Source organism: Hymenobacter sp. J193 (assembly GCF_024700075.1).
Taxonomy (GTDB): domain Bacteria; phylum Bacteroidota; class Bacteroidia; order Cytophagales; family Hymenobacteraceae; genus Hymenobacter.
This window is the reverse complement of the sequence record NZ_JAJONE010000001.1, coordinates 353070-365929: the sequence shown is the minus strand read 5'-3', so window position 1 is coordinate 365929 and position 12860 is coordinate 353070. Positions and strand designations below refer to the sequence as shown.

The 12860-nt window shown below is 59.0% G+C and carries 10 protein-coding genes and 1 pseudogene; 5 read left to right on the top strand and 6 right to left on the bottom strand.

The features are described from left to right. Position 1: 1 nt before the first annotated feature. The 3 genes from LRS06_RS01665 (at position 2) to LRS06_RS01655 (ending at position 2317) form a co-directional block, all read left to right on the top strand. Positions 2–697 (top strand): chemotaxis protein CheC, encoded by a 696-nt coding sequence (locus LRS06_RS01665; RefSeq protein ID WP_257869875.1) that lies wholly within the window; start codon positions 2–4, stop codon positions 695–697. A gap of 28 nt (positions 698–725) precedes the next feature. Then, entirely contained in the window at positions 726–1811 is a 1086-nt protein-coding gene (locus LRS06_RS01660) for an agmatinase family protein (protein ID WP_257869874.1), read from the top strand. Positions 1812–1981: 170 nt separating this feature from the next. Further along, positions 1982–2317, top strand: a complete 336-nt coding sequence (locus tag LRS06_RS01655; protein ID WP_257869873.1) for a phage holin family protein — start codon at positions 1982–1984, stop codon at positions 2315–2317. Between the two features lie 82 nt (positions 2318–2399). Here LRS06_RS01655 and LRS06_RS01650 read toward each other — a convergent pair whose 3' ends face one another. From LRS06_RS01650 to LRS06_RS01635, 4 genes and pseudogenes are all read right to left on the bottom strand, one after another. After that, the gene (locus LRS06_RS01650; protein WP_257869872.1) at positions 2400–3116 is read right to left on the bottom strand and encodes a DUF4349 domain-containing protein; all 717 of its coding nucleotides are present in this window, start codon (positions 3114–3116) and stop codon (positions 2400–2402) included. A 187-nt stretch (positions 3117–3303) separates the two neighbouring features. Further along, positions 3304–4608 carry a UDP-N-acetylglucosamine 1-carboxyvinyltransferase gene (gene murA / locus LRS06_RS01645; RefSeq protein WP_257869871.1) on the bottom strand — a complete coding sequence of 435 codons (1305 nt, stop codon included), beginning with the start codon at positions 4606–4608 and terminating at the stop codon, positions 3304–3306. A 142-nt stretch (positions 4609–4750) separates the two neighbouring features. Then, the gene (locus LRS06_RS01640; RefSeq protein WP_257869870.1) at positions 4751–5479 is read right to left on the bottom strand and encodes a DUF4290 domain-containing protein; all 729 of its coding nucleotides are present in this window, start codon (positions 5477–5479) and stop codon (positions 4751–4753) included. Between the two features lie 153 nt (positions 5480–5632). Further along, positions 5633–7884 (bottom strand): annotated as a pseudogene (locus LRS06_RS01635) (ATP-dependent helicase). A gap of 193 nt (positions 7885–8077) precedes the next feature. Between LRS06_RS01635 and LRS06_RS01630 the strand changes: the two are divergent. Together LRS06_RS01630 and LRS06_RS01625 are read left to right on the top strand one after the other, a co-directional pair. Continuing rightward, positions 8078–8656: a DUF3109 family protein gene (locus tag LRS06_RS01630; RefSeq protein WP_257869869.1), complete on the top strand. Its 579-nt coding sequence runs from the start codon at positions 8078–8080 to the stop codon at positions 8654–8656. Between the two features lie 544 nt (positions 8657–9200). Beyond that, positions 9201–10178, top strand: coding sequence for a class I SAM-dependent methyltransferase (locus LRS06_RS01625; protein WP_257869868.1), 978 nt, complete (start codon positions 9201–9203; stop codon positions 10176–10178). 77 nt (positions 10179–10255) lie between these two features. On the opposite strand, the gene LRS06_RS01615 is transcribed toward LRS06_RS01625, so the two are convergent. Further along, entirely contained in the window at positions 10256–12067 is a 1812-nt protein-coding gene (locus LRS06_RS01615) for an alpha-amylase (protein WP_308239859.1), read from the bottom strand. A gap of 253 nt (positions 12068–12320) precedes the next feature. Further along, positions 12321–12731, bottom strand: a complete 411-nt coding sequence (locus tag LRS06_RS01610) for an EamA family transporter (protein WP_257869867.1) — start codon at positions 12729–12731, stop codon at positions 12321–12323. Positions 12732–12860 lie beyond the last annotated feature (129 nt).

Below are 12860 nucleotides of genomic sequence, written 5' to 3'. Positions count from 1 at the left end.
ATTGCATACCCTGGCTCGGGGTGCCCCGCACCATGAGCCGGCCAACCGATTTGAGAGTATGGAGTTGCACATGACGGAACTGGAGCGGGATATCATCCGTGAGATTCTCAATATCGGCCTGGCGCGCGCGGCAGACTCATTCGCAGTTATTGCGCAGGAAAAGGTATTGCTGGAGGTGCCCAACCTGGATCTGGTCACGGCCGAAAGCGTGATAGAAACCGTGCGCCAGTACGAAACCAGTCACCGCATCATTCAGTCAGACATCCGTGGAGATTTCAACGGCACCACCCTGATGCTGTTCTCCGGTCAGCATGTGCAGCGCCTCTCCAAAGTGTGCTTGCGTATGGACGTGCCGGAGTCCATTGATATAAATGAGATGCAGGAGTCCCTGCTGCTGGAGATGAGCAATATCATCACCGGTGCGCTGGTTACGCAGTTGGCCAACATTCTCAAGGCCCACATCTACGGGGCACCGCCAGCCGCTTCCAATGGCGACGTGACCATTTCCCTGAACAGCCTTATCAGCCACAACCCGGGGTTTCAGCCGCTGATTTTCTCGGTTATCACCCAGTTCTCTGATCAGAACAGCTCCGTGGAATTGCCGCTGATGCTGTTCTTTGACCGCGCCACGTTTGTGAAGATTCTGGAAATCATTCGCGGCTACAACTTCCTTGATACGCAGTCGGCGGGCGCTTAAGCGCGTTCCGCCGTTTTCTTTTCTGCTCATGTCCACCTCTTCGCTCGAAGAAAAGCTTGCTCAGTTTGACCCCAACGGCGTTGGGGATTCCAGCGGCGGGTTGTTTGGCCTGCCTTTCACCCCCGCTGAAGCCCAGGTAGTGGTAGTGCCTGTGCCCTGGGAAGTGACTGTGTCGTACCGTGCCGGTACTGCGGCCGGGCCCGCCGCCATCCGCGACGCTTCCGCCCAGGTAGACCTCTACGACCCAGACGTGCCGGATGCCTGGCGCCTGGGAATTGCCATGGAGGAAATCGACGAAACCTGGTCCCAGCAAAGCCATATGCTACGGCAGCAGTCGGAAGAGTACATTGGCTGGCTGGAAGCCGGACGGCCCGCGAAAGGTGGGGCAAAATTTGCGTCCGTACCCGCTGCCATCACCGCCAAAGGACAGGAACTGCTGGCGTGGCTGCAGCAAAAGACCGGCGCCCTGCTTGACGCAGGCAAGAGCGTGGTGGTGCTGGGCGGCGACCATAGCACCCCGCTGGGCTATATGCACGCGCTGGCCCAGCGCCACGAGGAGTTCGGGATTCTGCAGATTGATGCGCACTGCGACCTGCGCCCTGCCTACGAAGGCTTCCAGTACTCGCACGCCTCCATCATGTACAACGCCCTGCAACTGCCACAGGTTAAGAAGCTGGTGCAGGTAGGCATCCGGGACCTGTGCCAGCAGGAAGCCGACCTGATTGCGCACTCCGGGGGCCGGGTGGCCATGTTTCACCACCGCTCCCTGCGCGACCAGATGTATGAGAAGAAGTCGTGGAAGAAGATGTGCGGCAAAATCATAGCCCAGCTACCCCACAAGGTGTACCTGAGCTTCGATATCGACGGCCTCGACCCCAAGCTCTGCCCCGGTACCGGCACGCCCGTGCCCGGCGGGCTGGAGTTTGAGGAAGCCCTTTACCTGATCCGGGCCGTGGTGCGCTCCGGCCGCCAGATCATCGGCTGCGACCTGAACGAGGTAGCCCCCGGCGAAACCGACTGGAACGGCAACGTGGGCGCACGCCTCCTGTACCAGATGTGCAACTGGATGGCTGTTTCACAGGGCCACCTGAAAGCTAGCGGCATGGCCGGCTAATTGGCCTTTCAACTATGAGAAAAAGGTCTGTTTCCGTAGGGAAGTAGACCTTTTTTGTTGGCTAAACGAACTGCCGGAATAACCCAAGCCCGCGGGAAAGAGTACATTAGCCCGGCGCTATAATTGGTTCCAGTACAGATCTCCCTTCACTCTCAACTCTCTCCACTGTTATGGGCTTCATTCTCAAGTTCATTCTCACGGCCATTCTTACTTACGTGCTGGCCATGTACCTGCCCGGCTCGCACATTGGCGGTTTCAAAGACGCTGTTCTGCTGGTGCTGGTGCTGGCTGTATTGAATGCCATCCTGAAGCCGATTCTGAAAATCCTGGGCTTCCCGATTACCGTGCTCACGCTGGGGCTGTTTCTGCTGGTCATCAATGCCGTTATCGTGCTGCTGGCCGACTGGATTCTGCCCGGCTTCAAAGTTGATGGTTTCCTGGCGGCGCTGCTGTTCAGCGTAGTGCTTTCGTTGGTGACGGCGGTAGTGGATATGGTGGTCGACTGATCGGCAGTGCTGAAAATGAAACCGCCCGACTATGCTGCGTAGTCGGGCGGTTTCATTTTCAGCTTGGGCGTACGGAGCATTTTCAGCGGGAAATTAAGGCGCGTCGCCACCGGTAAAGGAGCCAGGCACCAACCAGCAACGTGAGTGGCCAGAAATACGTGACGACTATCAAAGATTCGCCCAGCAGATACCAGCCGTAGCGCAGGCCTGCTGCCAAACGCGGAAACAGCGGGGCCTGGGGTTCCATTTCGGTGGGAACCGGCTGGTAATACTGCAAATGAAGCGTCCCCAGCGTGGCTTCTTCCGCCAGCAGCCGGTCATGGGCCGAGAGTGTAGTGGTATCAGTGGCAGCGCGGGGAATGGTGCGCACGCGCAGCTGCTCCGTAGCCAGGTCGCGGGAGCGGATGTCTTTGCTTTCGACGTAGCCCAGGCGGCCCAGCGCCACGGTAAGCGCCAGAAACTGAGTTGAAGGTACCCGAATGGTAAGCCGCTGCGTGTGGCGGCTGTCTTCCCTGGCTTCGTGCGCTTCGGCCAGGTAAGCATGATGCTGGTAGAGTACGGTATCCAGCCGGCTGGTTGCCGCTGCAAAATCCTGTACGGCCATGCGCATCTCGCCCTCATAAATCACGGGGCGGCGGGTTTGCCACAGCCGGCCCAGTGGAATGCCCGATAGCTCGGTGGCGGCAGGAACCACTATTTCCTGCGCTGGGGATTCTTCAACGGTTTCGGGGGCTTGCTGCTGGGCGCACCCAACCAGCATCAGCCCCGCCAGCGGGAGCAGACGCAAATACTTTTTCATCGGAAGAAAGGGGAATTGAAATGGATGAAAAAGCCGCGCAGCTTCTGCTTCTTCATACCGGCACTCCTGAAACGTAACCCACTGCCGGCAGCAAACGCAAAGCCGCCCGGCCTCTGCAAGCAGAAACCGGGCGGCTCAGGGGAAGAATTGTGTATGTGAGTTATTTGGCCAAGCACCAAACGGGCTGCTACAGGCGGCGGATCTGGGCGCCGAGGGCCGAGAGGCGCTTGTCGATGTACTGGTAGCCGCGGTCAATCTGCTCCACGTTGTCAATCACGCTGCGGCCTTCGGCGGAAAGTGCGGCAATGAGCAGGGCCACGCCCGCCCGGATGTCGGGCGAGGTCATGTTGATGCCGTGCAGCTGCTTCTGGCGGTCCAGGCCGATGACGGTGGCGCGGTGGGGGTCGCAGAGGATTACCTGGGCACCCATGTCGATGAGCTTATCCACGAAAAACAGGCGCGACTCGAACATCTTCTGATGAATGAGCACGGTGCCCTTCGCCTGGGTAGCCACCACCAGCACAATGCTGAGCAGATCGGGCGTGAAGCCAGGCCAGGTGTGGTCCGAAACCGTCAGAATGGAGCCGTCGAGGTAGGTAGCAATTTCGTAGTGAGGCTGCGCCGGAATGTGGATGTCGTCGCCGCGGAACTCCAGCTGAATACCCAGCTTGCGGAAGGTGTCCGGGATGATGCCCAGCTCCGGAATCTGGCAGTCCTTGATGGTAATTTCGGAGCCTGTCATGGCCGCTAGGCCAATAAAGGAGCCAATTTCAATCATGTCGGGCAGCATGCGGTGGTCGGTGCCGCCCAGGCTTTCCACGCCCTCAATGGTGAGCAGGTTGGAGCCAATGCCGTTGATTTGCGCGCCCATGCGCACCAGCATCTTGCAGAGCTGCTGCAGGTACGGCTCGCAGGCCGCGTTGTAGATGGTAGTGGTACCCTTCGCCAGCACGGCGGCCATGACGATGTTGGCCGTACCCGTCACGGAGGCTTCGTCCAGCATCATATAAGTGCCCGTCAGGCCATTCTCGGCCTTGATGCGGTAGAAATCGGAGCCTTCCATGGTGAGCTTGCCGCCCAGCTTTTCCAGGCCGAGGAAGTGCGTATCCATGGGCCGCCGGCCGATTTTGTCGCCGCCGGGCTTGGGGAGCTGACACTTACCAAACCGCCCCAGCATAGGCCCCAGGATCATAACGGAGCCGCGCAAAGCGCCGGCCTGGGCCACAAACTCAGGCGTGTCGAGGTAGTCGAGGTTGACGGCGTCGGCCTGGAAGCGGTAGGTGTCGGAAGCCAGCTTGCCTACTTTCACGCCCATGTCGCGCAGTAGCTCAATGAGCTTGTTCACGTCCCGGATGTCGGGGATGTTGCTGATGGTAACAGGCTCGGGCGTGAGCAGGACGGCGCACAGAATCTGCAGGGCTTCGTTTTTAGCGCCCTGAGGGATGATTTCGCCTTTCAGCGGTTGGCCGCCGATTACTTCAAATGAAGCCATGTAGTAACAGATTGTTCGTTGTTCGTGGTCAGTTTTTCGGCCCCCTGATGGCAATGGTAGCTGTTCGTTGACAAGTGAAATTGTCCGTCGCCAAAGGCTGGTGCAGCCTGACGACGGACAACTTGACTCGGACAGCTAAAAACTACTGCGGGGGTTGCTGGGGCTCCTGGCGGCTTTTCTTGCCGCCCCGGCGCTGTTTGTCGCGGCGGTTGCCAGCGCCACCTCCACTGCGGCGGCCTTCGCGGTCGGGGCGCTCCTGGCGGGGCTGCGGCACGATGAAGGGGGCCGGACGGCCACCAGTAGTGGCGGGAGCAGCGGCGGTTTCAAACAAGCCCTGGGCTTCTACCTGAACGGGGTCGAGAGTAAGCTTGCCACCGGAAAGGTCCTTGAGGTGCTTGAGGATGGTGACGTCCTTGGCGTTTTCCTTGTTGTGGGAGCGGTACAGGAACTTCATGGTGCGGCCAATGGTGATGGTGGCCTGCTCGCGCTCCTGCGGGTCTTCCAGCGACAAGGCTTTCTCCACCATCAGCTCCACGCCCCGGCCGTAGGCGCGCAGCTTCAGCACTTTCTGGGGGTAGGGCAGGGGCTTGGGGTGCTGGTTCAGCTCCTTTAAGCCTTTAAGCTCAAAGGGCGCGTCAATGTCCAGGTTTTCATCGGCCATTTCGTAGAGGTGGTTCCACACCTTCTGCTGGGCGTCGGGCTGGTCGCGCAGCTGCGGCTGCAGGCGGAAAATCAGCTGTACCAACTGGTGGGCGCGCTTGGTCCGCTCGTCGCGGTCTTCGATATCGTGGAGCTGCTGGATGAGCTGGTAGGTGCTCTGGCCGTACTCACGCTGGAGCAACTCGTGTTTATGCAGGGAAGGTAAAGGCATGGGCAAGGAAAAGGTCGGCAAATATACGTCAAACCGCCCCCCGGCCCTAGTTTTGGAACCAGAGCTGGCGGGAGGCATGCTGACAGGCAAAGGACAGGCGCGCCGAACGCGCTTGTCCAAGATAGAACGAATTAAATCAAGGCCGGGCGGGGCTTAGTGTACCCGCAGCTTGGCAAAGCTCAGGAGCAGGGTTTTTTCGCCCACTTCCTCGAACTCGATAATGGCTTTGGTGGAGCCCTGCACGGTTTCGAGCTTGGTAACGGTGCCGAAGCCGAACTTGGGGTGCTCTACGCGCTGGCCGGTTTGCAGGTTGCTGGTGTCGGAGGGCTTGAAATCGGCGGGGGGGTGTACTTGGTGGCGGCCAGCTTGCGCGGGGCCTGCGGCACCAGGTTGCTGCGCCGCTCAAACACGTGCCCGAACGGGGACTCGCCCGGCCCAGCGCTGCCAATGGGCCCGGCCGAGAACTTGAAGTCCACGTACTGCGGGTCAATTTCGTCGAGGAAGCGGCTTTTCTCGCAGGAGCGCAGGTTGCCCCACTGGTAGCGGGAAGTGGCGTAGCTGAGCGTCAGCTTTTTCTCGGCCCGCGTGATGGCCACGTAGAACAGGCGGCGCTCCTCCTCCAGGTCGGCCCGAGAGGTAATCATCATCTGGCTCGGGAACAGGTTTTCCTCCAGGCCCACGATGTACACGTTGCGAAACTCCAGACCCTTGGCCGAGTGAATCGTCATCAGCGTTACCTGCTCGCCTTCGCTCTGGGCATCCTTGGTGTCGGCGTCCGTCACGAGGGCAATGTCCTGCAGAAAGGCGCCGAGGCTCTTTTCCTCGCGCTCGGGGTCTTCCACGAAGGCCTTCACGCCATTCAAGAGTTCCTGGATGTTCTCGTAGCGGCTCAGTCCCTCAATGCTTTTGTCGGCGTAGAGGTCCTCAATCAGGCCCGAGTTCTTGGCAATGAACTTGGCGGCCTCAAACGCATCTTCCTTGGCTGCTACGGCGGTGTAGGCCTTGATTTTCTCTGCGAAGTCCACGATGGGGTTGGCCGCGCGCGTGGGCAGAAACTGGTCGGCGTTGGCCACCACTTCCCAGATGGTGTGGTTGGCTTCCTCAGCCGCGTTAATGAGCTTGGCAATGGTGGTGTCGCCGATGCCGCGCTTGGGGTAGTTGATGACGCGGCGCAGGGCCTGCTCATCGTTGGGGTTGACGGTGAGACGCAGGTAAGCCACCAAGTCCTTGATTTCCTTGCGCTGGTAGAAGCTCAGGCCGCCCACAATCTTGTACTTGATGTTGAGCTTGCGCAGGGCCTCTTCCATAGCCCGGCTCTGGGCGTTGGTGCGGTACAGGATGGCAAAGTCGTCGTACGACAAGTGCTGATTCATCTTGTCCTCGTAGATGCTGTTGGCCACCAATTTGCCTTCCTCGTTGTCGGATGCGGCTTTGAGCACCTCAATCAGCGGGCCTTCCTCGTTGTCGGAGAAAACGTCCTTGCGCAGCTGGGCCTGGTTGTTTTTGATGACGGAGTTGGCCGCCTTCACAATGGTTTTGGTGGAGCGGTAATTCTGCTCCAGCTTGAAGACCTGCAGCTCGGGGTAGTCTTTCTCGAAGTTGAGAATGTTCTGAATATCGGCCCCGCGGAAGGCGTAGATGCTCTGCGCGTCGTCGCCCACCACGCAGATGTTGCGGTCCTTGGCGGCCAGCTTGCGGGCAATCAGGTACTGGGAGTAGTTGGTGTCCTGGTACTCGTCCACCATCACGTACCGGAAAATGTGCTGGTACTTGTTGAGCACATCGGGGTGGTCTTTGAACAAGACGTTGGTCTGGTAGAGCAGGTCGTCGAAGTCCATAGCTCCGGCCTTGAAGCAGCGGGCGGCGTACTGCTGGTAAATCACGCCGAGCTTGGGCCGCATAGCCGCCTCATCGTCCTGCCGGATAACGGGGTCGTTCAGGTACTGCTGCACCGAAATCAGCTTGTTCTTGGCCGAGGAAATCCGGCTCAGCACCATGCCTGGCTTGTAGAGCTTATCGTCCAGCTCCAGCTCTTTCAGAATCTGACCGATGAGGGTTTTGCTGTCCTGGGTGTCGTAGATGGTGAAGGAGCGCGGGTAGCCAATTTTGTCGGCCTCGGAGCGCAGAATGCGGGCGAAGATGCTGTGGAAGGTGCCCATCCACAGGTTCTTGGCGTTCGGGCCCACCACCTTTTCGATGCGGGCGCGCATTTCCTTGGCCGCCTTGTTGGTGAAGGTGAGGGCCAGGATGTGAAACGGGTCGACACCCTGCTCCAAGAGGTTGGCAATGCGGTAGGTGAGCACCCGGGTTTTGCCCGAGCCCGCGCCGGCTATAATCATGCAGGGCCCGTCGATTTGCATCACGGCGGCCGCCTGCGAGGGGTTCAATAACGAAAGATAATCCAGTCCCATGCGAAAGTCAGTCGGAAACTAAGCTTGTTGGCTTGTTAGCAAAGGTACAGCTTTCAGGTGGGGCATGGAAACCGGGTTATCTTTGTGTGTCCGATTTCCCGCAGAGGGCGCAGAAGGTTTCGCCGAAGACGCAGAACGTTCGGCGCCCTCTGCGAAACCTTCTGCGCCCTCCGCGGGAACCCCTACCATGATTATCATTCAAAATACCGTCATTTCCGACGACGTTCGGGACAACTTCTTCGTCTGCAACCTGGAGGCCTGCAAAGGGGCCTGCTGCGTGGAGGGTGACTTGGGCGCTCCGCTCGAAACCGCCGAGTTGGCCATTCTGGAGCAGGAGTACGAAAACATCAAGCCCTTCCTGACCGAGGCTGGCCGCGCCGCCATCGAGGAGCAGGGCCTCTACATCAAAGACTGGGAAGACGACTACAGCACCACCACCATCGGCGACCGGGAGTGCGCCTACGCCCTCTACGACGAGCGGGGTATTCTCAAGTGCGGCATTGAAGAAGCGTACCTGGCCGGGGCTACCTCGTTCAAAAAGCCCATCAGCTGCCACCTGTACCCCATCCGCATCACCAAGTACGAGGACTTCGAAGCACTGAACTACGACCGGTGGAACATCTGCTCGCCAGCCTGCTCCTTCGGAGCCAACCTGGGCGTGCGCATCTACCAGTTCCTGAAGGAGCCGCTGATTCGCAAGTACGGCGAGGCATGGTACGGGGAGCTGGTGACGGAAATCGAAACGAACAGCCCGCCGGTGAGTTGAGAAATTAAGAGCCGACTACGAAGTCGGCTCTTTTGTTTAGCGCACAGTAAGCCGGAACGTATAGAAGCCAACAGCCCGCTTGGGGCTCCCACTTAATGGCTGAAAAGAGCAGGCAAGCAACGATTGGCGGTAAATAGCCTCCTGGGCTGCAGATACTGTACTACTCACAGTAGTCACAGAGTCAACCTTGCCGGCTGCGTTGATAACCATTCTAAAACGAGCCATGCCGGATGTTGCGTCAATGACCTGCGGCCGGGGCCGGACCGTGAAAATCCAACCTGTTGAATCCAGCTGGTTTGCTTTGTTGTAAGCCGGTATACTTGTCGCGAGTGTAGGCTTCTGCTGATTTTGGGCATTAGCCGTGAGGGACAGTAGGCCGGCACACAAAACCAATACTAGTAATTTTCTCACGGTGTATCCAAAAGCAGACGTCTACAACAATTCAGCTTGTAACTGCAAAATAAGGGAATCTTATATGTAGTTGCCTTATGGTACTTACATTGACTTGCCTCTTAATCGAAGCCACCTTCGTAAGTTTGGCCTGATGCCCTGGCTGACCACCGACGACTTTCTGGAAACCCTGGCGAAGCTGCGGCAGCGCGGGCTGCCGTTCCTGCTCTCCAAGCTGGTGCCCAGCAACCTGGCCCGCACCCGCAGCGCCTTCGATGACCCCGCGCTGCAGGCCGCCAACTGGTGGCAGGTGCCGGCCGTGCGGCGGCGCTGGAACGAGAAAATCAGCGGCGACGCGGCTATGCCTTACGAAGCTTACGTGGCCAGCCGCTATCTGGCGGACCGCACCGGGCTGCGGCTGCTTTCGCTGGGTAGTGGGGCCTGTTCCCACGAGCTGGTCTTTGCCCGGCAGCCGCAGTTTGCCCAAGTCCACTGCCTCGATATTGCTGAGCGGCTACTGGCGCAGGCGGCCGCTACCGCGCAGGCCGAGGGCCTCCAGAACTTCCAGACCGAGGTAGCCGACGTAAACCGCCTGAACCTGGCGCCGGCCACCTACGATGTGGTCTTGTTCCACTCGGCCCTGCACCATTTCCGGGATGTGGAAGGCATTGTGGCGCGGGTGCGGCAGGCGCTGGTGCCCGGCGGCCTGCTTGTCCTGAACGATTACGTAGGGCCGGCCTGTCTGCAATGGACGCCCCGCCAGCTGCGCGCCGCCAACGCGGCCCTGCGCGAGGTGCTGCCTGCCCGCTACCGGCAGCGGTTTTTGTCGTCCCAAATCAAGCGCCACGTCAGCGGCCCCGGCCGCCTGCGCATGTACCTGGCTGACCCCTCGGAGGCGGTGGAGTCAGACCGGATTGTGCCCGCGCTCCGGCGGCACTTCGTGCCTTTGGAAGAGGCCGGGCTAGGCGGCAACCTGCTCACGCTGGTACTCAAGGATATTGCCCACCATTTTCTGGCCGAAGACCCCGCCACCCAGGCACTGCTGCAGGAGCTTTTCCAGCGGGAAGACGAGCTGCTGCTGCAGGAGCCCAGCAACCTGCTGTTCGGCGTGTACCAGCCACTGCCCGCATAACCGAAACAGCAGTGCCCTTACGCAAACAAGGCCGGCTCCCGGAGCCAGCCTTGTTTGGTAGAAAGCAGTGTGTACGTTCACTGCCAGGTGTCGGTGCGCGTAAGGCTGGTGCCGGAGGGCGTGAAAGTGCGGTTGGAGCCGCCTTCCCAGAGCACGTTGCCGGCCGCATCTTTGCGGATGTACTTGTACTGCACGCTCGTGCCGCTGGTCAGGTTTACGGTGCCGCCCCACTTAGGCCAGGCCGCGCCGCTGAGCTTGATGGCGTTGGCCGTGTTCCAGCTGCCCAGCTGAGCCGTGCTGCCAATCACGTACACGTCCTGGCCCGATACGGTGTTGCTGTAGGTCACGTTAAAGGTCACGGCCGTGGTGCCGGTGGTGGGAGGGGGCGTGGTGCCGCCAGTGCTGCCGGGCACCCACACCGAGTACGAGCGTGCATTCACCGGGAACACGCCCGTGCCGTTGGCGTCGGTGGTGATGGTGCTGGTATTGTTGCCGGTCTTATCGGTCAGGGTCTTGCTCTTGAAGGGCGTGGTAATGGTTTTGGAGCGGGCCGAGGAACCGTCGTTGAGCAGCAGCAGCAAGCCGGGGTGCGAGGCGTCGCCGGCGCGGGAGTAGGCATACACGTCGGCGTCGTTTACGCTGGTGTACTCGAAGCCTGTACCAAAAGCGTTGGCCTGCCGGATGGCGGTCAGCTTCTTGATCTGCGCGCCGAGGCCGTACTCGTAAAAGTCGCGGTAGAACACGCAAGGGTAGCCTTTCTCGCGCGTCAGGATGTAGGCGTAAGCCAGCATCTTCAGGTTTGTCACGGGCGAGTAGAGGGCACCGGGGTGGTCGGTGTCGTGGTTATCCACGAAGGAAACCGACAGCGGCCCATTTGCCTCAGTAAAGCCGGCAAACTGCAACCCACGCATATCCCAGGAGCCATTGCCGTTGCTCATGTCCTGAAAAGTGTAGTGCAGCGGCACATCGAACAGGCTGGTGCGCCCGCCGGTGGCAGCAGCATAGTTGTTCATATCCTGTAGGTTGCGGAACCAGGCTTCGCTCACGGCAAACCGGCCGCTGCTGCCCTTCACCGCATCCAGCCACTGATTTACATAGGGAGTGTAGATGTGCTTGGTGGCATCGAGGCGGTAGCCGTCGAGCTGCAGCTTGGACGTAATCCAGTTGCCCCAGTTGATGGTTTCGGTAGCGTTAGCCGCGTTGTTGTTGTACTGGATTTCCGAACCCAGCAGGTTGTCGTAGGCGTCGTTGTTAGCGTAGGGCTGAAAGTCCCAGCTTTTCCACTGGTACCAGCCGTTGTTAGGTGCCTGTTGCGTACCGGTGAAGTTGTTGAACGTATACTTGTAGCTGCTGTAGGTGTTGCCGCGGCCGGGAAAGTTAAACTTCGTGTACACCAGGTTGCCATTTACATTTTCCTGTGCGTCGGCCCAGGTCAGGTGATTCATCACCATGTCCTCGTACACCTGAATGCCCTGCCCGTGCAGGCTCGTAATAGCCGACTGCAGCTGCCCGATGGTGCCGTAGCGGGTGGCCACGGTGCCTTTCTGGTTGAACTCGCCCAGGTCGTAACGGTCATACACGCCGTAGCCTACGTCGGTGGCGCTGCCGCCTTTGTAAGCCGGCGGAATCCAGAGGGCCGTGATGCCCGCCGCCTTCAGCTCCGCCGCCTTGGAGCCCAGGTTTTGCCACCAGGAGCCCGCCGGGGTACTGACGGGTACATCCCAGTAAAAGGCCTGCATCATCACGCCGTTGGTAGGTACGGCATTTTGCGTGGTGGAGGCCGCCAGGGGCGCCGGGGCAATGGGCGTCACCACATCCTTGGTGCACGAAGACACAAGGGTGCCCGTGGCAGACAGCCCGAGCAGGGCCGCCGCTAAAAACTTTCTCATAAATGGTGGGGTTTTGGTAGGGGATTGTGCCAGCAATACTAGATATTATGCTACATATTATAAGGATATAATTTTGTCATTTGTATAAAATGTTTCAATGGTGAATTGTGTAATAATCAATTGTATAACAATGATTTATAAGTTTATATAAATTTGCTAAAGGCGAAATTTCGCCTTTGAAAAGTATTCGCTTATAATTAATAAGTACAATCGGCCTCGCGGTTTCTAATACCTTGGCGTAGACGCTTCAGCGTCATACCAGCACCAAGGTGCCTAAAAGGATGAGCCCTGCCCCCAGGCCCGTTTGCCAGGTAAGCTTTTCGCCCAGGAACACCACCAACAAACCAATAGCCAGGGCCACGCTCAGTTTGTCCACAGGTGCCACCTGCGACACTTGCGCCAACTGCAAAGCCTTGAAATAGAAAATCCACGACAGCCCCGTAGCCAGCCCCGATAAGCCCAGAAACGCCCACGTCGTGCGCGACAAGTGTTGCAACTCGCCCACGCTACCCCGGAAATACACAATGCCCCAGGCCAGCACCAGAATAAACGATGTTCGGATAGCCGTAGCCAAGTTGGAATCAACGCCCTTTATTCCAACCTTGGCCAGCACCGCGGTAAGCGCCGCAAAAACGGCCGAAAGCAAGGCGTAAATCCACCACATAGTTGGTTGCCAGTTTTCTATTGTCAGTTGCAAGCCAGGCAAATGACAATTCATTTTCGAAGACCAAGGTACCTACGTGTGTTGTGGGTAAGATGTCTGTAAACAACAATGCCTGACGATGACGCCAGG